We start from the raw sequence: 21,253 nt of genomic DNA, 5'->3' as shown, positions 1-21,253 counted from the left end.
GCGTTCTGCGGCCGGATGGTGAAGCCTGACGGCACCGCCGGCATCCCCTCCGCTGGAGTCCACGACATCATGACGGGCGGCCCTTCCCTCGATCCCCGATCCACCGCGCCCTCGGGCGTTCCCCTCGTGGGCGCCGCGCGGCTCGATGCGATGAGCGCGTCGCTCGCCCGCAACTGGTGGCTCGTGGCCCTGCGCGGCGTCATCAGCATCCTGTTCGGCATCATCGCCTTCGCGGCGCCGGCCGCCTTCGTGCTCTCCCTCGTGCTGTTCTTCGCCGCCTACATGCTGGTGGACGGCATCTTCACCATCGTCGGGGCGATCCGCGCCGCCCAGCACCACGAGCGCTGGGGCTTCCTCCTGGTGGAGGGTCTGGTGGACATCGTCGTCGGCCTCGGCGCCTTCCTCGTGCCGGCGGCGGCGGTGTGGGCCTTCGTGCTGCTGCTGGCCGCCTGGGCGTTCGTCACCGGGGGCCTGATGATCGCCGCCGCCTTCCGCCTGCACCTGCATTACGGGCGCTGGTGGCTGGTGCTCGGGGGCGTCGTCTCGCTGCTGTTCGGGCTGGCGCTCGCGGCCGAGCCCAGCATGTCCGCCCTAGTGCTGACGTGGTGGCTCGGCGCCTACGCCATCGCCTTCGGGGTGATGCTGATCGTCCTCGCCTTCCGCCTGCGGAGCCGGCACGCCACGCTGCCCGCCGCCTCGCCGCGCCGCCTGTGACCGGCGCACCCGGCCCCGACGGGGCCGGGCCACCATGGACCGAGCGAACAGGGGACGACCGAACGGGATGACGCCCGACGCGCCGGAGCGACAGGAGCCGGACAGCCGGCGCCGGGACCCATCCTCCACCGACACCCGCGCCGCCGGGCGCGAGGTCCTGGGCGCCGCCGCGACCCTGGCCCGCAGCCTCGGCGTCTTCGCCGGGCGCATGGGGGGCGCCTCGTACCGGGCGACCCGCTCAGGCCTGACGGGGGCGGTGGAGGCCGGGCGCCAGCGGTGGGCCGCGAGGCCGGCGCGACCCGCCCCGGAGGCCGTCGCCCAAGAAACAGTCGCGCGAGAGACCGCCTCCCCGGCGGCCGTCGCTCCCGCGACGGGCGGGCGGCTCGGAGCGGTCCGGGAACGCCTGACCCGCCGGCCCGTCCTGGCCGTCGCCGGATTCGCGATCCTACTGCCGCTGGCAGCGCTGCTGGTGTTCGTCGGCGCGGCCCTCGTCACCCTCCCCCCGCTCGGAAGCGGGGCGACCGTGAACGGCCAGCGGGCGGTGACGGTGGAGGCCGATGACGGGCGCGTCTTCGCCACCCGCGGCAGCTTCCGCGGCCACAAGCTGACCCAGGCCGACCTGCCGCCGCACCTCGCCCAGGCGATCGTCGCCATCGAGGACCGGCGCTTCTACGGCCATTTCGGCATCGACCTGCGCGGGCTGTTCCGGGCCGCGTGGCGCAACCTGCGCGGCGGCGGCGTCCGCGAGGGCGGCTCCACCATCACGCAGCAGTATGTCCGCCTCGTCACCCTGAACCAGGAGAAGACCCTCTGGCGCAAGACGCAGGAGGCCCTGCTGGCGCTCCGGGCCGAGGCGACCATGAGCAAGGACGAGATCCTGCTCGGCTACCTCGACGCCGCCTATTTCGGCGCCGGGGCCTACGGGGCGGACGCGGCGGCGCGGCGCTATTTCGGCAAGCCCGCCAAGGCCCTGACCCTGCCGGAGGCGGCGATGCTCGCCGGCCTCGTCCGGGCGCCGTCGCAGCTCGCCCCGACCCACAACCTCGGCGGCGCCAAGGAACGGGCCGACGTGGTGCTCCAGGCCATGGTCGAAACCGGCGCCATCACCCAGAAGGACGCCGACGCCGCCCGCCGGAAGAGCGTGACCCTCAAGACCCCGCCCGAGGCGCCGCCGGGCACGAACTACTTCCTCGACATGATCGCGCCCGACCTGCGGCGGCTGGCGGGCGGCGACGGCGACATCACCGTCCGCTCGACCCTGAACCTCGAGCTTCAGAGCCTCGCCGAGGCGGTGGTGGAGAAGCGCCTCGACAAGGACGGCACCCGCCGCAAGGCCGGGCAGGCGGCGATGGTGGTGCTGTCGAAGGAGGGGGCGATCCTCGCCATGGTCGGCGGGCGCGACTACGAGGACAGCCAGTTCAACCGGGCGGTGCAGGCCAAGCGCCAGCCCGGCTCGCTGTTCAAGATGCTGGCCTACCTCACCGCCTACGAGAAGGGCCTCACCCCCGAGACGGTGCTGGTGGACCGGCCGGTCCGCATCGGCGACTGGGCGCCCGACAACGACGACGGCAAGTTCCGCGGTCCCGTGACCCTGCGCACCGCCTTCGCCCTGTCGATCAACACCGTGGCGGCGCAGATCGGACAGGAGGTCGGCATCCCGGCGATCATCGCCACGGCCCGGCGGCTCGGCATCCAGTCCGAGCTGCCGGAGGTGCCGAGCCTCGTCCTCGGCTCCGGGGCCGTGAGCCTTCTGGAGATGACCCGCGCCTTCGGTTCGGTGCTGGCGGGGCGCACCCCGCTGGAGACCTACGCCGTCAACGCGATCCGCGGGGGCGACCCCAAGCCGGTCTTCGTCCGCGCCGACCCCGCGGCCGGGGCGGGCCTGCCGGTGGAGCCGCGGACGATGATGCTCGATTCCCTTCAGGCGGTGGTGGACTCGGGCACCGGCCGGGCGGCCCGGGTGCCGGGCCAGATCGTCGGCGGCAAGACCGGCACCAGCCAGGATTTCCGCGATGCGTGGTTCGTGGGGATGACGCCCGACCTCGTCGTGGGAGTCTGGGTCGGCAACGACGACGACAGCTCCATGAACCGGATGTTCGGCGGTGAGATGCCGGCGGGGATCTTCCACGACTTCGTCCAGCGCGCCTCGACGCTGATCGCCAAGGGCCGCGCCCGCCAGCCGGTCCCGGCGGCACGGGCGGAGGCGGCGCCCCCGCCGCAGGCCGCCCCGCCCCCGTCCGGCGCGGCGGAGGACCTGCGCGGCGTGCCCTCGGTGATCGACACGGGCACCCTCGCCTTCCGGGGCCGCGCCGTGCGGCTCCTCGGCGTCGAGGGCCAGGGCGGACACCTCGCCCGCCAGCTCGCCGGCTACCTGCGCCGCCGGGAGGTGATCTGCGCCGGGGCGGGGCCGGACGGGGCACGCTGCACCCTGGACGGCGCCGACCTCGCGAGCCTCATCGTCGCGGCGGGGGGCGCCCGCGTCCGCGAGGACGCCCCGGCCGATCTCCTCGAGGCGGAGGATCAGGCCAGGGCCGAGCGGGTGGGGTTGTGGGGGCGGTAGCAGCCCGCCGCCTTCCCCCCTCCTTCGCGGAGAACGGACGGCGCGGGTGTTGCGCGATCACGCGGTGAGCCGTCCCAGCGTCGCGGGATCCTTGCTCCCCCCGTAGAATCGTTCGAGCGCCTTGGCGAACAACGGCTCATCCGGTGCCGCTTCGGCGAACAGCGTCAGGGAGGAGCGGAACTTCATGTCGTCCGGGCTGCCGAACACGTCGTGGGCCGAGCCCGGCGCCGCCAGCGCCGCCGTGGTGCAGTCCCGCAGGCGCGGCCCGAGGAGCGGGTGGGCGAGGTAGGCCCGCGCCTCGTCGAGGGAGGCGATGGCGTAGCGCTGTGCCATGGGGCTCGATCCGAGCCCGGCGATCTGCGGGAACACGAACCACATCCAGTGGCTGCGCTTGCGGCCGGCGCGGAGCTCGGCCAGCGCCTGCGCGGCCGTGTCGGCCTGCGCCGCGACGAAGCGTGCGAGACCGAAAGGGTCTTGGGCGGGGTGGACCATGCCGGTTCCTGTCTGTTCGATCGGACGGTGGACCGGAGGACAACGCGCGTCCCCCCTCGCCCGTCGGCCGGGGCCGCTCGCCGGGGGTGACCGGTGCCGTCCCACGCCGCATCGTCGTCTCCGGGACGAGATCGCCCCCGTCGAGACGGTCCTCGCCCCCTGCACGCGTGCGCCCGGGGGTGGTGCCGCACGACCGGGGTGGGGGTCGGTGGGCCTGATCGGGTCATGAAAAAACCCCCGGCGAGGGCTCGCCGGGGGTTTTCGCGTTCGGCGGTCTGACCGCTTACTTGATGAGGGCGAGGAGCGCCTTGCCGGCCTTGGAGTTCAGCTCCTTGGCGTCGAGGGTGCCGTCACCGTCCGGGTCGGCCATCTTGAAGCGCTCGCCCACGGCGGCGAGGTATTCCTTCTTGTCGAGGGTGCCGTCCGAATCCGGGTCGGCGGTCTTCACGCCGGCCTTGCTGAGGCGACCCTTCAGCTCCTTGGCGTCGAGGGTGCCGTCCGAATCCTTCTCCAGCCGGTCGAAGGTGGCGGAGGCCACGGCCTCGACTTCCTTCATGTCGACGGTGCCGTCGTTGTCGGTGTCGATCATCTTGACGGCGCCGGCGCCGCCCATCGGCTTGGCCATGGCGGACGGCGCCGCAAAACCGGCCGCCAGAAGGGCCACAGCCGCGAAACCACTGATGTTGCGAAGGGTCATTGCCACTTTCTCCCGCTCCTGATGCTGGGTTGTCCTAGTGCGCGGACGATCTGGACGCAAGTGCGAAAGGCATCTTCCGGTTGCGCGACACAGCCCTGAAAACGCGAAAAGGGGCCGGTGGTGACCGGCCCCCTTGCATGTCTCGACGGCGAACTCAGTATTCGTAGCCGCGACGGTACTCCCCGCGATCGCCCCGGCGATCGTCCATGAACCGCTCGCGGTGGTAGGCGCGCCGCTCGACCTCGCGGTCGCGGCGGTATTCCTCGCGCCGGAAATCCCGCTCGCGCTCACCGCGGGAGCGAAGGTCGATGCTCGGGCCGCCGGGCCCGATATCGATCCGCTGGGCGGAGGCGGGCACGGCACCCGCGATCAAGGCCACGACGATCGCACCGGCTAGCAGTGTCTTCACAAGATTCTCCTTCGCATGTCGCGCACCAACACAGGTTGACGAAGGAGGTTCCAGGGCAGCGGGGCGATCAGGCCAGCGTCGTCAGGTCCTGAAACCAATGCTGTGCCTGGACATACTGCTTTACCCGATTCGACAACGCACGGGCATTGGTGTCGTGCACGACCCAAACCTGTACCGCGTCGTTCACCACGATCTCATGAATGCGGGCGAGCAACCGATCCTGCTCGGCGGGGTCGAGGCTGGCCTTCACCTTGTCGCAGAGGGCATCGACCTCCGTGTTGCGGTAGTGGCTCCAGTTCACCCCGTTGGGCGAGATCTGCCGGGAATCGTAGAACCGCAGGATCGCGTAGAACGGGTCGGAGGTGACGTAGGCGATGTTCTCCGCCGAGACGCCCTTCAGGCTCGGATCCGCCGCGCCCTGCCGCCACGCGGTGTAGGCGACTTCCAGCTCCACCACCTTGAACTCGGCCTGGATGCCCACCTCGGCCCAGCTCTGCTGCACGTATTCGTTGATGGGCAGGGACAGCATCTGCCCCGTCCCGCCGCTCGGGATGAGGATCGTGGTCTTGAGCGGGTTCTTCACCGAGTAGCCCGCCTCCTCGACGAGCTTGCGCGCCTGATCGACATCGGTCCCGATGGCGAAGTCCGGCTTGCCGAACCACGGGCTCGACTTCTGCACCTGCCCCGCCGCGGGGGTGGCGAGCCCTCCCATGAGCTGCACCACGCCGGCCCGGTCGATGGCGAGGTTGGCGGCCTTGCGCAGGCGCAGGTCCCGCCAGGGCGAGCCCTCCAGCAGGGAGAGGTGGTAGTTCCAGACATGCGGCGTGTCGTTGCCGACGATCCGCATCCCGGCGCCCTTCAGGCGCGGCACCGCATCGGGGGCCGGCGATTCGATGAGGTCGACGTTGCCCGAGAGCAGGGCGTTCACCCGGGCGAGGTCCTCCGGCACGCAGGCCAGGGTGAGCTTCGAGACCTTCGGACGCCGCTTCGGGTTCCAGTAGGCGGCGTTCGGGATCAGCTCCAGGCTCACCCGCGGCGTGAGCTTGAGCAGCTTGAACGGCCCGGTGCCCGAGGGCGCGAAGGCGAATTTCGACCAGTCGCGGCCGACCGTCTCGTACTGCGCGGGCGAGGAGATCAGGAACCACAGCATTTGGTAGGGGAACAGGCTGTCGACGCTCTTCGTCGTCACCTGCACCGTCATCGCGTCGAGCTTCCGGTAGCTCGCCACGCCCGGCAAGCGCGGGCGGACCTGGGCGGCCTGCCGCTGGTCGAAATGCGGTGCCTCCTTGTTCAGCACCTTGTCGAAGTTCCAGATCACCGCATCGGCATCGAAGGCCGCCCCGTCATGGAACGTCACCCCGTCGCGCAGGCGGAAGGTCCAGTTCTTCCGGTCGGCCGGGTCGCTCTCCCAGGAGGTGGCGAGGCCCGGCACCATCTTGCCCGGCCGGTCGGCCACGTCGAGCTCCCAGGCGACCAGCGGGTCGTAGAGGGTGAGCCCGGTGAACTGGTAGCCGCCCGCGCCCCGGTCCGGCTGGCCGGTGGTGAGGGGCAGGTCGGTCATCGAGATGCCGTAGGTCAGGCTGCCCGGTTCGCCCGCGGCCTGGGCCCGGCCCGCCGTGCCGAGGGCGGCGAGCGCCGCGCCGCCGGCCATCAGGGAGCGGCGTGTCGGTACGAACATGGTCATCGGGACTCCCGGACTGCACACAGCGGCGTGTTGCATCCGGTATCTTGCATACATCGTGCCTGAGACGGCCCCGTCTCCAGGGGCGGAGCGCCGGGGGTCGTCACCGGACGGGGCGCCGCCCCTCCCCCAGGCGAGCGGCGCGGAGGACGGGCCTCAGCCCTCCCAGACCTGCCCCGGCCTTAGGGCGAGGAACCGCTCCGGCCCCAGCCCGGCGGCGGCCAGGGCCGCCGCGAGGTCCTGGGCCGGCTGCTCGACGCCTTCGTCGGTGAGCTGGAACGTGCCCCAATGGTGCCCGAGCGCCTGCTCCGCCCCGAGGATCCCGGCGATCTCCACCGCCTCGAACGGATCGACATGCTGGGGCCGCATGAACCAGCGCGGCTCGTAGGCGCCGATGGGCAGGGTCGCGAGCCGGGGCGCCCCGAAGCGGGAGCGGACATCGCGGAAGATCGCCCCGTCGCCGAGGCCGGTATCGCCGACATGGTAGTGGAAGCCCCGCGGCGACAGGATCGCGAAGGCGCACCACAGGGCCATGCGGCGGTCGTTCAGCCCCCGGGCGGACCAGTGGTTGGCGGGGGTGAGGTGGATGGTGAGCCCATCGCCGAGATCGACCGACTCGCCCCAGTCGCGGGTCTCGACATGCATCGTGGCGTCGTAGCCGCGGAGGATGGCGTCGTTGCCGAGGGGCGCCACCACGAGGGGCTGGTGCGCCTGCCAGAGCCGCGCGAGGTTCGGCCCGTCGAGATGGTCGTAATGGTTGTGGGTGAGGAGCACCGCATCGATGGGCGGCAGGTCGGCCATGGCGATGCCCGGCGGGTTCACCCGCTTCGGCCCGGCGAATCGCACCGGGCTCGCCCGCTTGGCGAAGACCGGATCGATGAGGATGTTGCGCCCGGCGACCTGCACCAGATAGCTCGCATGGCCGATCAGCACGACCCGCAGGCCCGCCACCCGCTCGGGCGGCCGGTCGGCGGGGAACGGGCTCGGGACGCTGCGGGGCCAGGGGGTGCGCTTGCGCTTGGCCTGCCAGCGGGCGACGTCTTTCAGCCCGCGGTCGGTGTCGACGCCCGGCAGGAAGAAGCGCTTGCCGTCGAAATGGTCCGAGACCGGGCCGGAATAGTACGGGTTCGCATTCCGGCGGTGCGCGGCATAGCCGACGCCGCCGAGTGTCATCACCGTGGCCGCGCTCGCGACCGTCAGCAGGCTGCGCCGTTTCATCGCTTCAGAGATGGCTGCCCGGCCGCGCCGGTCAAGCGCGGCGAAAAGCCGGATCAGCCTTCGAGGACTTCCGTCGCCAGCGACAGGCGCACCCGGTAGACGACCTTGCCCACGGCATCGCGCACGCCGGCCACGTAATCCTGCCGCTCCACGTCCGGCAGCATGTCGCGGGCGATGGCCGACATGATGCGGGTGACCTTGGCCTGGGCCGCGGGCAGATCCGGCAGATCGAAGCCGACCTCGTCCCGGATCGGCTGCGTGCCGTCGTGCAAATCGATGTAGTATCGGGGCATTGGCAAACGTGTCTCAGGGCGTCGAACCGGTGCCGAGACTACGAAAATCTAGGTTAACAGGATCTTTCCACGCCCGAAAACAGCCGGCGTGAAACCTGTCATCGCCGTGATGGCTACGACCGCCAGCGCAGCTCGCGCCGCTCCAGCGGGTTGACGAAGGGGCGCCCGGAAAGCCCCGCCTCCAGAGCCTCCCGCTTCAGCCGGAAGTACCACTGCGAGGGCAGATCGCCCTGCCCGAACAGCACCATGGTGGGCTTGCGGTCGAGCCCCTTCTGGGCGTCCTGCAGCACCCGCTGGTCCTGGCCGAGGAACTGGCGCATCAGCGGCCGGGCGACGGGCTTGAGCAGGTTGAGGGCCGGCATGCTCCAATAGAGGGCATTGGTGAGCATCGTCCGGCTGGGCGAGAGCGGCGTGGCGAAGGTGTAGTTCGCCACCTGCCGCGTGCCCGCGCGGATCCGCTCCAGCCGCACGCCGGGCAGGCGGAACTCGATCTCGACCTCGGGCACGCCACCGAGGAGGCGGTAGACGGGGGAACTCGTCGTGGTGGCGTGGCTCGCCATGGTGAAGCCGTGCATCACCGGCTCGAAGATCTTCACCTTCTCGCGGAGCTGCTTCGACGGGCGGAACCACCACGTGTCGTGGACGAAGGCGACGTGCCCCGGATCCACGAGGCTGAGCACCGTGAGGTCGAAGGAGGCCTCGACCTCCAGCTCGACCACGAGGCGGCCGGCGGGCGTGAAATCGAGTTCGGGCACCGCCGGGGGCTCGCCCGCCGCCGGGCCGAGATGGGGGTTGACCCAGAGGAAGCCCGCGCTCTCCCGGATGGGGAAGGGCTGCACCCGGATGCGGGAGAAATCGGCGGCGTCGTGCTCGGAGAGGGTCGGCACGTCGCGGCAGCCGCCATCGGTCCCGAAGCGCCAACCGTGGAACGGGCACATCAGGGTCTGCCCGTCGAACGGCCCCTTCGAGAGGGCCATCCCCCGGTGGGGGCAGCGGTCGCGCAGGGCGAAGGGCGCCCCGTCCTTGCCCCGGCCGAGCACCATCTGCTCGCCGTTGAGGGCAACGGCCCGCAGCTTGCCCCCGGCGAGCCCGTCGGCCCGGCCGGCGCAGTACCACGCGCTCGGCAGCGGCTGGCGCATCGCCTCCGGGTCGAGGGCCGCCTCGTCGGCGGGGCGTGGCGGGGGGACCTGAACGTTCACGGGCGGGACTGGCTTGCGGAGCGGGGGGGCATTGGCCGTCTTACCCCCTCCGACCCCGCCGACAAAGCATGGGCGAAGCGACGCAGGCCCGCACCCTTCACAAGCCGGTTTCAGCCGCCTACCTTGGCTCCACCCGCAACTAACGAAAGGAGGTGATCCAGTGTCTCATTGTCATCAGCCGACCGTCTCGGCTTCCCGGACCTGGACCTTCGCCTCCGGCGCGTCGCTCTAAGCGCGTCTGAGTTCGAACTCGGAACAGATCCGCCGGGACTTTCGGACCGGCAATGGAAGGGCCATTCCCCTTGGGAGTGGCCCTTCGTCGTTTCGGCCGCCTTCAGCGCTTGGCGGACTGGAACAGGGGCTGGGCCAGGGCCTCGGCCCGAGCCTGCCACAAATCGCGCTCCTCGCGCAGGGCGTCGCGTTCGGCCAGGAGGGCGTCACGCTCGGCCATCGCCCTGTCCCGCTCGCCGCGCAGATGGTCGCGCTCGCCGCGGAACTCGCTGTACTCGGCCTGGACCGACGCCTGCTCGGCCCGCAACTCTTCGAGGGACTCCATCTCCTGGGCGATGTGCTCGCGCAGTTCGCGGATCTGCCCGGCCAGGGCGCTCTGCAAGGCCTCCTGCCGGTCGTTCTCGACCTTCAGGCGCGCCTTGAGCATCAGGTTCTCGGCCATCAGCTCGGAGATGTCGGCCGCCTCCTCGCGCTCGGCGGCGGGCTCGGCCTGGACGAGGCGGGGGCCCCGCGCCGTGTTGGCGGCTTTCGGGGTCGGTGTGGCCGTCGGCGACGACCCGTTCGGCAGCGTGCCCTCGTCGGATTCGTACCGCCGCATCGCGGCGAGCCAATCCCGCAGGGGACCCGGCGCCGTTTCGCTGTCGTCCTCGACGGTCGGGAGCACACGGGCGGGTTCAGACATCGTCAGGCGTCCCAGGGTATCGATCCCCGCACCCAATCCAAACATGCTTAACAGTCGGTAAAGAGCTGCGACAGTTCCGCCGCACCCCTCCCCCGCGGGCGGCTGCCGAGGGGCCACACCCTTGAGGGAAAATTGACTTTTCCGCCGGCTGCCGCTACGCCCCGCCCTCCCGATCCTGAGATGATCGCCGTGACGACCCGCCGACCGGCCCGCGAGGCCGGAGGTCAACGCCCGACAGCGCGTCCGCGCCCTCGGGCGCGATGGGCGTTGGGCGGATCGCCGATGGCGGGCCCGTTGGCGGAGGCTGAAGCCGCATGGTGGCCGAGCAGAACGTTCTGAAGATCGAGGATGCGGTGAACGACACCTGCCCCTGGTCGGGCAAGCCGGTCGCCGCCGACTCGCTCACCCTCTACAACGGCGCCGTCGTGGGCTTCTGCAACCCCGAGTGCCGGGACAAGTTCGCCCGCGCGATCAAGGGCTTCGAGGCGTCGCTGCAGGCCCGCCGGGTCTCCCGCGCCGGGCTCGAGCAGTAGCGGGCCGGAGCCAGCATGTTCGAGGGACTTTCCGACCGGCTTTCCGGCATCCTCTCCGGCCTCACCCGCCGGGGCGCGCTGACCGAGGCCGACGTCACCGCCGCGATGCGCGAGGTGCGCCGCGCCCTGCTCGAGGCCGACGTCGCCCTGGAGGTGGTGCGCGGCTTCACCGACAGCGTGCGCGACAAGGCGGTCGGCGCCACGGTGCTCAAGTCGGTCACGCCCGGCCAGATGGTGGTCAAGCTCGTCAACGACGAGCTGGTGGCGATGCTCGGCACCGATGCCGAGACGATCAGCCTGAACGCCCCCGCCCCCGTGCCGATCCTGATGGTCGGCCTCCAGGGCTCGGGCAAGACGACCACCACCGCCAAGATCGCCCGCCGCCTCACCGAGCGCGAGCGCCGCAAGGTGCTGCTCGCCTCCCTCGACACCCGCCGCCCCGCCGCCATGGAGCAGCTGGCGGTGCTGGCCAAGCAGGTGGGCGTCGAGAGCCTGCCGATCGTCGCCGGCCAGTCGGCGGTGCAGATCGCCCGGCGGGCGATGGAGGCCGCCCGGCTCGGCGGCTTCGACGTGGTGATGCTCGACACCGCCGGCCGCACGACGGTGGACGAGGCCCTGATGGCCGAGGCCGCCGAGGTGAAGGCGGCCACGAACCCGCACGAGGTGCTCCTCGTCGCCGACGCCCTCACCGGCCAGGATGCGGTGAACACCGCCCGCGCCTTCGACCAGCGCCTCGGGGTGACGGGCATCATCCTCACCCGGATGGACGGCGATTCCCGCGGCGGCGCGGCGCTCTCCATGCGCGCCGTCACCGGCAAGCCGATCAAGCTCGTCGGCACCGGCGAGAAGGTCGATGCGCTGGAGGAGTTCCACCCGGCCCGGGTCGCCAACCGCATCCTCGGCATGGGCGACATCGTCTCGCTGGTCGAGAAGGCCGCCGAGACCATCGACCACGAGCAGGCGCTCCGCACCGCGGAGAAGATGCGCAAGGGCAAGTTCGACCTTGAGGACCTGTCCATGCAGCTCGCGCAGATGGAGCGCATGGGCGGCATCGGCGGCCTGATGGGGATGCTGCCCGGCATGGGGCAGATGAAGAAGCAGGTCGAGGGCGCCAACCTCGACGAGAAGATGTTCAAGCGCCAGCGGGCGATCATCTCCTCGATGACCCCGCAGGAGCGCAAGAATCCGGACCTGCTCAAGAACTCCCGCAAGAAGCGCATCGCGGCGGGTTCGGGCGTCGACGTCTCGGAGATCAACAAGCTCCTGAAGATGCACCGGACCATGGCCGACATGATGAAGGCGATGGGCTCGGGCAAGCGCGGCATCGGGCAGGCGCTGGGCTCGATGTTCGGGCTCGGCGGCGGCGGCGGGATGCCGGGGGGGATGCCCGGCCTGCCGCCGGGGATGCCGGAGCCGACGCCCGAGCAGATCGCCGCCCTGGAGAAGCAGTTCGGCGGCAAGCTGCCGCCGATGCCGCCGGGCCTCGGGGGCGGCGGTGGCATGGGCGGCGGAATGCCGAAGTTGCCGGGCCTCGGGGGGGCGAAGCTCCCCGGGCTGGGCGGCCTGCCGTTCGGGAAGAAGAAATGATGATCCTCTCCGCGCAAGCCGTCGATCCCGAACTCGCGCGCCTGCGCGACAGCATCGACAATTTCGACGCGGCCCTGATCCACCTGCTCGCCGAGCGGTTCCGCTGCACCCAACGGGTCGGCGAGCTGAAGGCGCGCAAGGGGATCCCGCCCTCCGATCCGGACCGGGAGGCCCGTCAGGTCGCCCGGCTCCGCACACTCGCGGTCGATGCCAAGCTCGACCCCGATTTCGCCGAGAAGTTTCTGGCGTTCGTCGTCAAGGAAGTCATCCGGCACCACCAGACGATCGCGGCCGAACACGGCGCCACGGTCGGCACTCAAGACTAGGAACAGACAATGTCGCTCAAGATCCGTCTCACCCGCGGCGGCGCCAAGAAGCGCCCCTACTACCGCATCGTCGTCGCCGACGCCCGCTCCCCCCGCGACGGCCGCTTCATCGACAAGGTCGGCGCCTACGACCCGATGAAGGCCAAGGACGATCCGGCCCGCATCGTCCTCGACAACGAGAAGATCCAGAGCTGGCTCGCCAAGGGCGCGCAGCCGACGGACCGCGTCCTGCGCTTCCTCGACGCCGCCGGCCTCGCCAAGCGCCCGGCCCGCAACAACCCGCAGAAGGCCGAGCCGGGCGAGAAGTCCAAGGAGCGGGCCGCCAAGCGCGCCGAGAAGGCCGCCGCCCCGGCCGAAGACGCCGCCGCCTGAGGCACGAAGCGGTGACGCGTCGCCCCGCCGGTCCCCCGTCCCGCGACGGCGCCCGCCGCGCCCGGCCTCCGGCCCTCGCGCCGGAGGCCGCGACCACGGCCAAGCCCCCCGCACCGAAGCCGCCCCCGGCTGCGGCCGACCCGGACCTCGTCCTCATGGGCGAGTTCGGGCGGGCGCACGGGCTCAACGGCGAGGTGCGGCTCAAATCCCACACGGCCGACCCCCAGGGCATCGCGGGCTACGGCCCGCTGATGACCGCCGACGGGCGTGCCCTGACCCTCGCCGAGGTCCGGCCCGCCGCCGGCTCCTCGCCCGACATGCTGATCGCCCGCGTGCAGGGCGTCTCCGGCCGAACCGCCGCCGAGGCGCTGAACCGCCTCGCGGTCTACGTCCCCCGGTCCCGCCTCGGCAGCGCCGAGGAGGCCGACGAGTTCTTCACCACGGACCTGATCGGCGTCACCGCAGTCGATGCCGCGGGGACCGTCGTCGCGACGGTCGTCGCCGTGCCGAACTACGGCGGCGGCGACCTCCTGGAACTGCGCCCGGCCGCCGGTGGGGCGACGGCGCTGCTGCCCTTCACCAAGGCCTTCGTGCCGTCCCTCAACCTCGACGCCCGGCGGATCGTCGTTGCGCTGCCCGAGGACCTGTTCGAGGCGCCAGGGCCGAAGCCCGCCGACGATCCGGGCTAGCTCTGCGCTTCGGGGTGATTGAACTTGCCGACCAGCGAAGTTATCCTTCGGGTGGAGCCGGGAGAGAGCCACCTCCCCCGGTTCCGTCGCTCATGGCTTAGAGCACTTTGAATGCCAGCGTGATGGTCACGGACCACGCGCTGGCATTTTTGCTCACGGTGAGGGTGACGATCGGAATGCCGATCACCGCAATCACCTCCTCTCCGATCTGTCTCCTCACCCTCGCGGGGGCGACGGCCGATCAATTCCGCCGCAAGCCCCGTGGCCAGGGCCTTCGGGCCGGAGAGGCGCCTTGAGCTTGGCCGTTATCGCAAGCGGGCCCAGTCCACTCAAGCAACGTGGCGTTGAGCGATGGCCCTACCGCGCCGTGGCGGTATCCCGGCAGGGCCGGATCGCCTCCGGCTTCGGCCGATTCTCCGGTGCGGGGGCTTCGAACACCGCGAGGTAGACGCCCCGCTTCAGGGGGTGGAAGCCGGTCTCCCGGTAGCCGGCGGCGGACAGCTCGCACCGCAGGAGGGCCGGCGGGGTGCCGTGCCGGGACGGGATGTCGTCCGCATCGACGATGCCGACCCGCCCGCCCGGCCGCATGGCCGGGGCGAGGTTGTAGAGCAGGCCGAAGGGCTGAGTGATCTCGTGGTACATGTGCACGAGCACCACCGCATCGACGGCGTGCGCGGGCAGGCGCGGGTCGTGCGGCTCGCCCTGCACCACCGTGACGTTGTCCATGCCCTTCACCCGCCGCTCCAGGGCCGCGAGATAGGTGGGGGTCACGTCCTCCGCGAGGACCTTGCCCGTCGCCCCGACCTTCGGGCTCAGCCGCACCACGTAGTAGCCGCTCCCCGCGCCGATATCGGCGACGGTCTCGCCGGGGGCGATGCGCATGGCGCGGGCGACGGTGTCGAACTCGCCGTCCCTGTCCCGCTCGGCCTCGGCGGTCCATTGCGGCGCCACGATCTCGGCCACCGGCCGATCCGGCTTCGGGAAGGCCGCGGCCGGCGCCCCCGCCGGGGCCAGCGGACCCGCCGCCTGGGCCGGTACGACGAGGGCGAGGGAGAGGAGCAGGGAGCGGATCATCCCCGACAACCCGGCACGGGCCGCCCCGGTGCCCGCCGCGTTGACCGTGCCGCACCGGACGGGCGATGGAGCGTCATGACGCTCACCCGCGACACGCCCTGGCGGGCCACCATCCTCACCCTCTACCCGGAGATGTTCCCCGGCCCCCTGGGCGCGTCGCTCTCCGGCGATGCCCTCGCCCGCGGCGAGTGGAGCCTGGAGGCGCGCAACATCCGCGAGCACGGGCTCGGGCGGCACCGGAGCGTGGACGACACGCCCTCCGGCGGGGGGGCCGGCATGGTCCTGCGCTGCGACGTGCTCGCCGCGGCCATCGACGCCGCGGCGCCGACGGAGGATCCCCGGCCCCGGCTGCTGATGTCCCCCCGCGGGCGGCCCCTGCGGCAGGAGCGGGTGCGCGCCCTGGCGGAGGGCCCGGGCGTGCTCGTCGTCTGCGGTCGCTTCGAGGGGGTGGACGAGCGGGTGATCGCCGGGCGCGGACTGGAGGAAGTTTCCATCGGCGACTACGTGCTCTCGGGCGGCGAGATCGCGGCCCTGACCCTGCTCGATGCCTGCGTGCGCCTGCTGCCCGGCGTGATGGGCAAGGCCGAATCGGGCGTCGAGGAGAGCTTCGAGGGCGGGCTTCTCGAATACCCGCACTACACCCGCCCCCGCGAATGGGAGGGCCGGGCGATCCCCGACATCCTGAGCGGTGGCAACCACGGCGCCATCGCCAAGTGGCGCCGGGCGGAGGCCGAGCGAATCACCGCAGAGCGGCGGCCGGACCTGCTGAGGCGCGACCGTCCGTAAGGCCGGTCAGGCCGCTTCGAGGTCGAGCACCGGGCCGTCCCCGTCGAGGACGAAGGGATCGAACTCCAGCGCGTGCGCCTGCGGCCGCTCCAGCAGCTCGACCTTGCGGCCCCGCGGCAGCATGGCGATCACGACGGCGAACAGGACCGTAAAGACCGCGAGAATCGCGGCATCTTCGAAGGACATCGGCGCACCCGGAACACAACGCGGTACGCCGTCCAGGCTAGCCGCCCGATCTTAATCGCCCGTTCTCCGCGCCTCGGCCCTCCCGTCCCGCCGCGGAGCGGTCTTGCGCCCGTCGGGGATTCGGCGCAGAGGCGGCTTCGGGACACTCCTCCCCAACGAGGAGCGCCCATCTGGAAGGATGGACCGACATGACGGCACGCCCCACCACGCGCCCGCGCGTGAACCACTTCTCGGCCGGCCCCTGCGCCAAGCGCCCCGGCTGGACCACCGAATGCCTGGCGCAGGCCGCCCTCGGCCGCTCCCACCGCTCCCCCCTGGGCAAGGCCAAGCTCGGGCAGGCGATCGACCTGACCCGCGAGGTGCTGCAGGTCCCGGCCGATTACCGGATCGGCATCGTCCCGGCCTCCGACACCGGCGCCGTCGAGATGGCGATGTGGACCATGCTGGGCTGCCGCCCGGTGGCCGTCGCCGCCTGGGAGGCCTTCGGCAAGGAATGGGTGACCGACGCCCTCAAGCAGCTCAAGATCGACCCGGTGATCCACCAGACGCCCTACGGCGTCCTGCCGGACCTGTCGGCGATCGACACCAAGCACAGCGACGTGGTCTTCACCTGGAACGGCACCGCCGCCGGGGTGAAGGTGCCGGACGGCGGGTGGATCGCCGCCGACCGCGAGGGGCTGACGATCTGCGACGCCACCTCGGCCGCCTTCGCGCAAGCCCTGGACTGGGACAAGCTCGATGTCGTCACCTTCTCCTGGCAGAAGGTGCTGGGCGGCGAGGCCGCGCACGGGATGCTGATCCTGTCGCCCCGGGCCGTGGCGCGGCTGGAGAGCCACGCCCCGTCCTGGCCCCTGCCGAAGGTGTTCCGCCTCACCAAGGGCGGCTCGCTGATCGAGGGGATCTTCAAGGGCGACACGATCAACACGCCCTCCATGCTCGCGGTGGAGGATTACCTCGACGCCCTCGCCTGGGCGAAGCGGATCGGCGGCCTGCCCGCCCTGCACGCCCGGGCCGACGCCAACGCGGCGGCGATCTACGCGTGGGTGGAGCGGACCCCCTGGGTGGCACCGTTGGCCGTCGATCCGGCGACCCGGTCGAATACCGGCGTCTGCCTCGTGATCGCCGACCCGGACGTGCTGGCCAAGGGCGATGCCGCCGTGGCGGCTCTGGCCAAGGGCATCGCCGCGCGGCTGGAGACGGAGGGCGTCGCCCTCGACATCGCCGCCTACCGCGACGCGCCCGCCGGCCTGCGGATCTGGTGCGGGGCCACGGTGGAGACGGCCGACGTGGAGGCACTGCTGCCCTGGCTCGACTGGGCCTTCGCGCAGGAGAAGGCCGCGCTGACCGCAGCGGCCTGACGTTTCCCACGCAAGCACCACCCCTTTCCTCAGGGGGCGCAGCTGCGGGATCCGGCAATCCCGGATTATTCCCATTCCTTCCGCCTCATCCTGAGGTGCCCGCAAAAGCGGGCCACGAAGGAAACCTCCAGGACTCGTTGAGATCACTGGAGGTCTCCTCCGAGGCGGCATCGCCGCAGCTCAGGATGAGGCGGAGATGGGACCCCTGCCGCAGCGATCCCCCCGAGCGAGAGGGCCTCGCGCGCACGCACCCTGATCCTTTCCAGCGCCGGAGGCCCGATGCCCGCGCGGAGCCAGCCCCCCAAGCGAGTCCTCGTCTCCGACGCCCTCTCCGAGGCGGCGATCCGGATCTTCCGCGACCGCGGCATCGCCGTCGATGTCCGCCCCGACCTCGGCAAGGACCGGGACGCGCTGATTCGCGAGATCGGCGCCTATGACGGGCTCGCGATCCGCTCCACCACCAAGGTCACGCCCAGGGTGCTGGAGGCTGCTACCCGGCTGACGGTGGTCGGCCGGGCGGGGATCGGCGTCGACAACGTCGACGTTCCGGCCGCCACGGCCCGCGGGGTGATCGTGATGAACACGCCCCACGGCAACGCCATCACCACCGCCGAGCACGCCATCGCGCTGATGTTCGCCCTCGCCCGCCAGATCCCGCAGGCGGATGCCTCGACGCAGGCGGGCCGGGGGGAGAAGAGCCGCTTCCTCGGCGTCGAGTTGACCGCCAAGACCCTGGGGGTCGTCGGCTGCGGCAACATCGGCGCCATCGTCGCCGAGCGCGGCCTCGGCCTGCGCATGAAGGTGATCGCCTACGATCCGTTCCTCTCGGCCGAGCGCGCGGTGGCGCTCGGGGTGGAGAAGGTGGCGCTGGACGACCTCCTCGCCCGGGCGGACATCATCACCCTGCACGTCCCCCTCACCGAGAAGACCCGCAACATCCTCTCTGCCGCGGCGCTGGCGCGGACGAAGCCCGGCGTGCGCATCGTCAACTGCGCCCGGGGGGGCCTCGTGGACGAGGTGGCGCTCCGCGCGGCCCTGGATTCCGGCCATGTGGCCGGGGCGGCCCTCGACGTGTTCGCCACCGAGCCGGCGCACGAGAACCCCCTGTTCGGCCACGCGAACGTGGTCTGCACGCCCCATCTCGGCGCCTCCACCGCCGAGGCGCAGGAGAAGGTGGCGCTTCAGGTCGCGGAGCAGATCTCGGCCTATCTCCTGGACGGGGCCATCGCCAACGCGGTGAACGTCCCCGCCATCGGCGCCGACGAGGCGCCGCGCCTGCGCCCGTTCGTGGACCTCGTGGAGAAGCTCGGCTCCTTCCTCGGCCAACTCAGCGAGGCACCCGTCACCGGCATCCGCGTGGTCTACGAGGGGGCGGTGGCCGAGATGAACACCCGCGCCCTCACGGCGGCGGCGGTGACGGGGGTGCTCCGGACCTTCCGCGCGGACGTGAACATGATCTCGGCCCCGGTGCTCGCCCAGGAGCACGGCATCGTGGTCGATGAGGTGCGCCGGGGCGGGGCGCACGGCACCTTCGATTCGGTGGTGCGGATCACGGTCGCCGCGCGGGACATGCCCCGCGACGCCGCCGGCACCGTCTTCCAGGACGGCAAGCCGCGGGTGGTCGAGATCCGCGGCATCGCCATGGATGCGGGCTTCGCCCCGCACATGCTGTTCGTGCGCAACGCCGACAGGCCGGGCTTCATCGGCCAATTCGGCAGCCTGCTCGGGGAGGCCGGCATCAACGTCGCGACCTTCAACCTCGGCCGGGAGCGCGAGGGCGGCGATGCCATCGCCTTCGTCGCCGTGGACGGCCCCGTTGCCGAGGAGGTACTGGGGCGGATCGGCGCCATCCCGCAGGTGAAGCGGGTGCGGGCGCTGCGGTTCTGAGGCTCGCCTCGCCTTTCGGCGACCCTGACCCGTCCTACTCTCCCCCCTCATCCTGAGGTGCGGCGAAAGCCGCCTCGATGGAGGCATCCAGAAGGCTCCACGATCCCTGGAGCGCTCCTTCGAGGCCCGCCGGGGCGGGCGCCTCAGGATGAGGTGTCGGGTGGGATTGCGGCGGGCACAGGAAGGATGCGGATAGAAAAAAGGCCCCGGCTCGCGGGAGCCGGGGCCTTCGTCGTCAGAGCCTATGGCTCAGTAGTTGTAGGCGCGCTCGCCGTGGTCGGCGATGTCGAGGCCCTCGCGCTCCTCTTCCTGCGTCACCCGCAGGCCGATCGTCAGGTCGACGAGCTTGTAGAGGATCGCCGAACCGATGCCCGACCACAGCAGGGTCAGCCCGACAGCCTCCGCCTGGATGATCAGCTGGGACATCATATCGTAGGTGCCGACGACGAGCTCACCCGGCTTCGTGGTGTAGTCCGGGATGCCGACGCCGCCGAGGCTCGGATCCACGAGGATGCCGGTCGCCAGGGCGCCGAGGATGCCGCCGACGCAGTGCACGCCGAAGACGTCGAGGGAGTCGTCGTAGCCGATGGCGTTCTTCACCGTGGAGCACATGATGAAGCAGACCACGCCCGCGACGAGGCCGAGGACGATGGAGCCCATCGGGCCGGCGAAGCCGGAGGCCGGGGTGACGGCCACGAGGCCGGCGATCGCACCCGACACCATGCCGAGCAGCGACGGCTTGCCCTTGATCGCCCACTCGGCGAACAGCCACGCCACCGCCGCGCCGCAGGTGGCGACGAAGGTGTTGATCATGGCGAGGGCCGTGGTGCCGTTGGACTCGAGGTTCGAGCCGGCGTTGAAGCCGAACCAGCCGACCCACAGGAGCGAGGCGCCGATCATGGTCATGGTCAGCGAGTGCGGGGCGAGCAGGTCGCGGCCGTAGCCGATGCGCTTGCCCATGATCAGGCAGCCGACGAAGCCGGCGATGCCCGCGTTGATGTGCACCACGGTGCCGCCGGCGAAGTCGAGGGCGCCCTTCTGGAAGAGGAAGCCCGCATCCTTGTTGACGGCGTCGAGGGCCGCCTGGGCGCTCGCCTTCGAGGCGTCGTCCGTGGCGGCGGCGAGGGCCTTGGCCGCGCCGGCGACGACATCGGGGCCGCCCCAGTACCAGACCATGTGGGCCATCGGGAAGTAGATCAGCGTGACCCAGAGGATCATGAAGACCACCAGCGCCGAGAACTTCATGCGCTCGGCGAAGGCGCCGACGATCAGCGCCGGGGTGATCATCGCGAACGTCATCTGGAAGCAGATGTAGACGTATTCGGGGATCACGACGCCGTTCGAGAAGGTGGCCACCACCGAGTTCGGATCGACGCCCTTCAGGAAGGCCTTCGAGAAGCCGCCGACGAAGTCGTTGATGCCGCCGCCGTTGGTGAAGGCGAGGCTGTAGCCGTAGAACACCCAGAGCAGGCCGACGATCGCGACGATCGCGAAGACCTGGGTGAGGACCGAGAGCATGTTCTTGGTGCGGACGAGGCCGCCGTAGAACAGGGCGAGGCCGGGCACGCTCATCATCAGCACCAGGGCCGAGGAGATGAGCATCCAGGCGGTGTCGCCCTTGTTCGGGATCGGTGAGGGCGGCGGGGACGCGGCCTCGGGGACCGGCGTCTGCGCGAGCGAGGGCTCGACCAGAAGGAGGGCGAGCGCCGCCCCTCCCAGGCCGAGCGTGAGGGCAGTACGGAGTTTCATGGGCACGGGGCTCCCAGTCGCTGTTCGCGGTGTCGAAGATCGGAAAAGGGATGGTGAGGTCGAACGGGCGCTGCCGGCGCGGCCGGCGCAGCCTTTTCGATCAGAGGGCGTCGGCGTCGGTCTCGCCGGTCCGGATGCGCACCGCCTTCTCGAGGGGCATCACGAAGATCTTGCCGTCGCCGATCTGGCCGGTGCGGGCGGCCCCGGCGATGGCATCGACGACGCTGGAGGTCAGGTCGCTGGCCACGGCCACCTCGATCTTCAGCTTCGGCAGGAAGCTCACGGCGTATTCGGCGCCGCGGTAGATCTCGGTATGGCCCTTCTGACGGCCGTAACCCTTCACTTCGGTCACAGTCAGGCCGTGCACGCCGATGCCGGTGAGGGCGTCGCGCACCTCCTCCAGCTTGAACGGCTTGATGATGGCCATCACGATCTTCATGGGTGGCACCCCCTTGAGGTCTTTGGGATCCGTCGCCGCTGCCTGACCGGCGCGGCACCCCGGTCCGGGTGGCCCACATGGCCGGGATGGC

At 71.2% G+C, this 21,253-nt stretch carries 22 protein-coding genes; 10 read left to right on the top strand and 12 right to left on the bottom strand.

Annotation, left to right across the window (positions count from 1 at the left end; all coding sequences use genetic code 11):
* Window positions 1-69: 69 nt before the first annotated feature.
* On the top strand, window positions 70-714 hold the full coding sequence (locus tag MKK53_RS20605) for an HdeD family acid-resistance protein (RefSeq protein WP_243930642.1): 645 nt from the start codon (window positions 70-72) through the stop codon (window positions 712-714).
* 67 nt (window positions 715-781) lie between these two features.
* Window positions 782-3,274, top strand: coding sequence for a PBP1A family penicillin-binding protein (locus tag MKK53_RS20600; protein WP_243930618.1), 2,493 nt, complete (start codon window positions 782-784; stop codon window positions 3,272-3,274).
* Window positions 3,275-3,331: 57 nt separating this feature from the next.
* Here MKK53_RS20600 and MKK53_RS20595 read toward each other — a convergent pair whose 3' ends face one another.
* The 8 genes from MKK53_RS20595 to MKK53_RS20560 form a co-directional block, all read right to left on the bottom strand.
* Window positions 3,332-3,766 (bottom strand): DUF1810 domain-containing protein, encoded by a 435-nt coding sequence (locus tag MKK53_RS20595; RefSeq protein ID WP_243930617.1) that lies wholly within the window; start codon window positions 3,764-3,766, stop codon window positions 3,332-3,334.
* 283 nt (window positions 3,767-4,049) lie between these two features.
* The gene (locus MKK53_RS20590) at window positions 4,050-4,463 is read right to left on the bottom strand and encodes an EF-hand domain-containing protein (RefSeq protein WP_243930616.1); all 414 of its coding nucleotides are present in this window, start codon (window positions 4,461-4,463) and stop codon (window positions 4,050-4,052) included.
* A 154-nt stretch (window positions 4,464-4,617) separates the two neighbouring features.
* Window positions 4,618-4,872: a hypothetical protein gene (locus tag MKK53_RS20585; RefSeq protein WP_243930615.1), complete on the bottom strand. Its 255-nt coding sequence runs from the start codon at window positions 4,870-4,872 to the stop codon at window positions 4,618-4,620.
* A gap of 67 nt (window positions 4,873-4,939) precedes the next feature.
* Window positions 4,940-6,556, bottom strand: coding sequence for an ABC transporter substrate-binding protein (locus MKK53_RS20580; RefSeq protein WP_243930614.1), 1,617 nt, complete (start codon window positions 6,554-6,556; stop codon window positions 4,940-4,942).
* Window positions 6,557-6,709: 153 nt separating this feature from the next.
* Window positions 6,710-7,771 (bottom strand): MBL fold metallo-hydrolase, encoded by a 1,062-nt coding sequence (locus tag MKK53_RS20575; RefSeq protein WP_243930613.1) that lies wholly within the window; start codon window positions 7,769-7,771, stop codon window positions 6,710-6,712.
* 53 nt (window positions 7,772-7,824) lie between these two features.
* Complete coding sequence (locus tag MKK53_RS20570; protein ID WP_243930612.1) at window positions 7,825-8,064, bottom strand: DUF6894 family protein; 240 nt, start codon at window positions 8,062-8,064, stop codon at window positions 7,825-7,827.
* A gap of 113 nt (window positions 8,065-8,177) precedes the next feature.
* Complete coding sequence (locus MKK53_RS20565; RefSeq protein ID WP_243930641.1) at window positions 8,178-9,203, bottom strand: aromatic ring-hydroxylating oxygenase subunit alpha; 1,026 nt, start codon at window positions 9,201-9,203, stop codon at window positions 8,178-8,180.
* A gap of 394 nt (window positions 9,204-9,597) precedes the next feature.
* A complete protein-coding gene (locus tag MKK53_RS20560; protein ID WP_243930611.1) occupies window positions 9,598-10,176 on the bottom strand; it encodes an ATPase in 579 nt (192 codons plus the stop codon).
* Between the two features lie 314 nt (window positions 10,177-10,490).
* Between MKK53_RS20560 and MKK53_RS20555 the strand changes: the two genes are divergently transcribed.
* From MKK53_RS20555 to rimM, 5 genes are read left to right on the top strand one after another with little or no spacing between them, the layout of a single operon-like run.
* Window positions 10,491-10,709, top strand: a complete 219-nt coding sequence (locus tag MKK53_RS20555; protein WP_243930610.1) for a glutathione S-transferase — start codon at window positions 10,491-10,493, stop codon at window positions 10,707-10,709.
* 15 nt (window positions 10,710-10,724) lie between these two features.
* Complete coding sequence (ffh, locus tag MKK53_RS20550) at window positions 10,725-12,296, top strand: signal recognition particle protein (protein ID WP_243930609.1); 1,572 nt, start codon at window positions 10,725-10,727, stop codon at window positions 12,294-12,296.
* Window positions 12,293-12,622, top strand: coding sequence for a chorismate mutase (locus tag MKK53_RS20545; RefSeq protein WP_243930608.1), 330 nt, complete (start codon window positions 12,293-12,295; stop codon window positions 12,620-12,622). Before ffh ends, MKK53_RS20545 begins: the two co-directional genes overlap by 4 nt.
* 9 nt (window positions 12,623-12,631) lie before the next feature.
* On the top strand, window positions 12,632-12,994 hold the full coding sequence (gene rpsP, locus MKK53_RS20540) for a 30S ribosomal protein S16 (protein WP_243930607.1): 363 nt from the start codon (window positions 12,632-12,634) through the stop codon (window positions 12,992-12,994).
* A gap of 11 nt (window positions 12,995-13,005) precedes the next feature.
* Window positions 13,006-13,683: a ribosome maturation factor RimM gene (rimM, locus tag MKK53_RS20535; protein ID WP_243930606.1), complete on the top strand. Its 678-nt coding sequence runs from the start codon at window positions 13,006-13,008 to the stop codon at window positions 13,681-13,683.
* Between the two features lie 357 nt (window positions 13,684-14,040).
* Here the strand turns inward: rimM and MKK53_RS20530 are convergent, their stop codons facing one another.
* A complete protein-coding gene (locus tag MKK53_RS20530) occupies window positions 14,041-14,757 on the bottom strand; it encodes a class I SAM-dependent methyltransferase (protein WP_243930605.1) in 717 nt (238 codons plus the stop codon).
* 75 nt (window positions 14,758-14,832) lie between these two features.
* On the opposite strand from MKK53_RS20530, the gene trmD reads away from it, so the two are divergent.
* Complete coding sequence (gene trmD / locus MKK53_RS20525) at window positions 14,833-15,543, top strand: tRNA (guanosine(37)-N1)-methyltransferase TrmD (protein WP_243930604.1); 711 nt, start codon at window positions 14,833-14,835, stop codon at window positions 15,541-15,543.
* Between the two features lie 6 nt (window positions 15,544-15,549).
* Here trmD and MKK53_RS20520 read toward each other — a convergent pair whose 3' ends face one another.
* Window positions 15,550-15,729, bottom strand: a complete 180-nt coding sequence (locus tag MKK53_RS20520) for a hypothetical protein (protein ID WP_243930603.1) — start codon at window positions 15,727-15,729, stop codon at window positions 15,550-15,552.
* A gap of 188 nt (window positions 15,730-15,917) precedes the next feature.
* Here MKK53_RS20520 and MKK53_RS20515 point away from each other — a divergent pair, with 188 nt between their 5' ends.
* Window positions 15,918-17,087 carry a phosphoserine transaminase gene (locus tag MKK53_RS20515; protein WP_243930602.1) on the top strand — a complete coding sequence of 390 codons (1,170 nt, stop codon included), beginning with the start codon at window positions 15,918-15,920 and terminating at the stop codon, window positions 17,085-17,087.
* Between the two features lie 279 nt (window positions 17,088-17,366).
* Entirely contained in the window at window positions 17,367-18,974 is a 1,608-nt protein-coding gene (gene serA / locus MKK53_RS20510) for a phosphoglycerate dehydrogenase (protein ID WP_243930601.1), read from the top strand.
* Window positions 18,975-19,223: 249 nt separating this feature from the next.
* On the opposite strand, the gene MKK53_RS20505 is transcribed toward serA, so the two are convergent.
* Window positions 19,224-20,723 (bottom strand): ammonium transporter, encoded by a 1,500-nt coding sequence (locus MKK53_RS20505; protein WP_243930600.1) that lies wholly within the window; start codon window positions 20,721-20,723, stop codon window positions 19,224-19,226.
* Window positions 20,724-20,823: 100 nt separating this feature from the next.
* Entirely contained in the window at window positions 20,824-21,162 is a 339-nt protein-coding gene (locus MKK53_RS20500) for a P-II family nitrogen regulator (RefSeq protein ID WP_238248428.1), read from the bottom strand.
* Between the last annotated feature and the right edge of the window lie 91 nt (window positions 21,163-21,253).

Origin of the sequence: Methylobacterium sp. J-076, assembly GCF_022829405.1 — a bacterium.
GTDB lineage: Bacteria > Pseudomonadota > Alphaproteobacteria > Rhizobiales > Beijerinckiaceae > Methylobacterium.
Note: the sequence above shows the minus strand (reverse complement) of the source record. Positions and strands in the feature narration are given on the sequence as shown.

Coding starts and splice junctions, on each gene's coding strand:
- MKK53_RS20605 (WP_243930642.1), top strand. CDS start 70: ATGACGGGCGGCCCTTCCCTCGATCCCCGATCCACCGCGCCCTCGGGC.
- MKK53_RS20600 (WP_243930618.1), top strand. CDS start 782: ATGACGCCCGACGCGCCGGAGCGACAGGAGCCGGACAGCCGGCGCCGG.
- MKK53_RS20595 (WP_243930617.1), bottom strand. CDS start 3,766: ATGGTCCACCCCGCCCAAGACCCTTTCGGTCTCGCACGCTTCGTCGCG.
- MKK53_RS20590 (WP_243930616.1), bottom strand. CDS start 4,463: ATGACCCTTCGCAACATCAGTGGTTTCGCGGCTGTGGCCCTTCTGGCG.
- MKK53_RS20580 (WP_243930614.1), bottom strand. CDS start 6,556: ATGACCATGTTCGTACCGACACGCCGCTCCCTGATGGCCGGCGGCGCG.
- MKK53_RS20575 (WP_243930613.1), bottom strand. CDS start 7,771: ATGAAACGGCGCAGCCTGCTGACGGTCGCGAGCGCGGCCACGGTGATG.
- MKK53_RS20570 (WP_243930612.1), bottom strand. CDS start 8,064: ATGCCCCGATACTACATCGATTTGCACGACGGCACGCAGCCGATCCGG.
- MKK53_RS20565 (WP_243930641.1), bottom strand. CDS start 9,203: ATGCGCCAGCCGCTGCCGAGCGCGTGGTACTGCGCCGGCCGGGCCGAC.
- MKK53_RS20560 (WP_243930611.1), bottom strand. CDS start 10,176: ATGTCTGAACCCGCCCGTGTGCTCCCGACCGTCGAGGACGACAGCGAA.
- MKK53_RS20555 (WP_243930610.1), top strand. CDS start 10,491: ATGGTGGCCGAGCAGAACGTTCTGAAGATCGAGGATGCGGTGAACGAC.
- ffh (WP_243930609.1), top strand. CDS start 10,725: ATGTTCGAGGGACTTTCCGACCGGCTTTCCGGCATCCTCTCCGGCCTC.
- MKK53_RS20545 (WP_243930608.1), top strand. CDS start 12,293: ATGATGATCCTCTCCGCGCAAGCCGTCGATCCCGAACTCGCGCGCCTG.
- rpsP (WP_243930607.1), top strand. CDS start 12,632: ATGTCGCTCAAGATCCGTCTCACCCGCGGCGGCGCCAAGAAGCGCCCC.
- MKK53_RS20530 (WP_243930605.1), bottom strand. CDS start 14,757: ATGATCCGCTCCCTGCTCCTCTCCCTCGCCCTCGTCGTACCGGCCCAG.
- trmD (WP_243930604.1), top strand. CDS start 14,833: ATGACGCTCACCCGCGACACGCCCTGGCGGGCCACCATCCTCACCCTC.
- MKK53_RS20520 (WP_243930603.1), bottom strand. CDS start 15,729: ATGTCCTTCGAAGATGCCGCGATTCTCGCGGTCTTTACGGTCCTGTTC.
- MKK53_RS20515 (WP_243930602.1), top strand. CDS start 15,918: ATGACGGCACGCCCCACCACGCGCCCGCGCGTGAACCACTTCTCGGCC.
- serA (WP_243930601.1), top strand. CDS start 17,367: ATGCCCGCGCGGAGCCAGCCCCCCAAGCGAGTCCTCGTCTCCGACGCC.
- MKK53_RS20505 (WP_243930600.1), bottom strand. CDS start 20,723: ATGAAACTCCGTACTGCCCTCACGCTCGGCCTGGGAGGGGCGGCGCTC.
- MKK53_RS20500 (WP_238248428.1), bottom strand. CDS start 21,162: ATGAAGATCGTGATGGCCATCATCAAGCCGTTCAAGCTGGAGGAGGTG.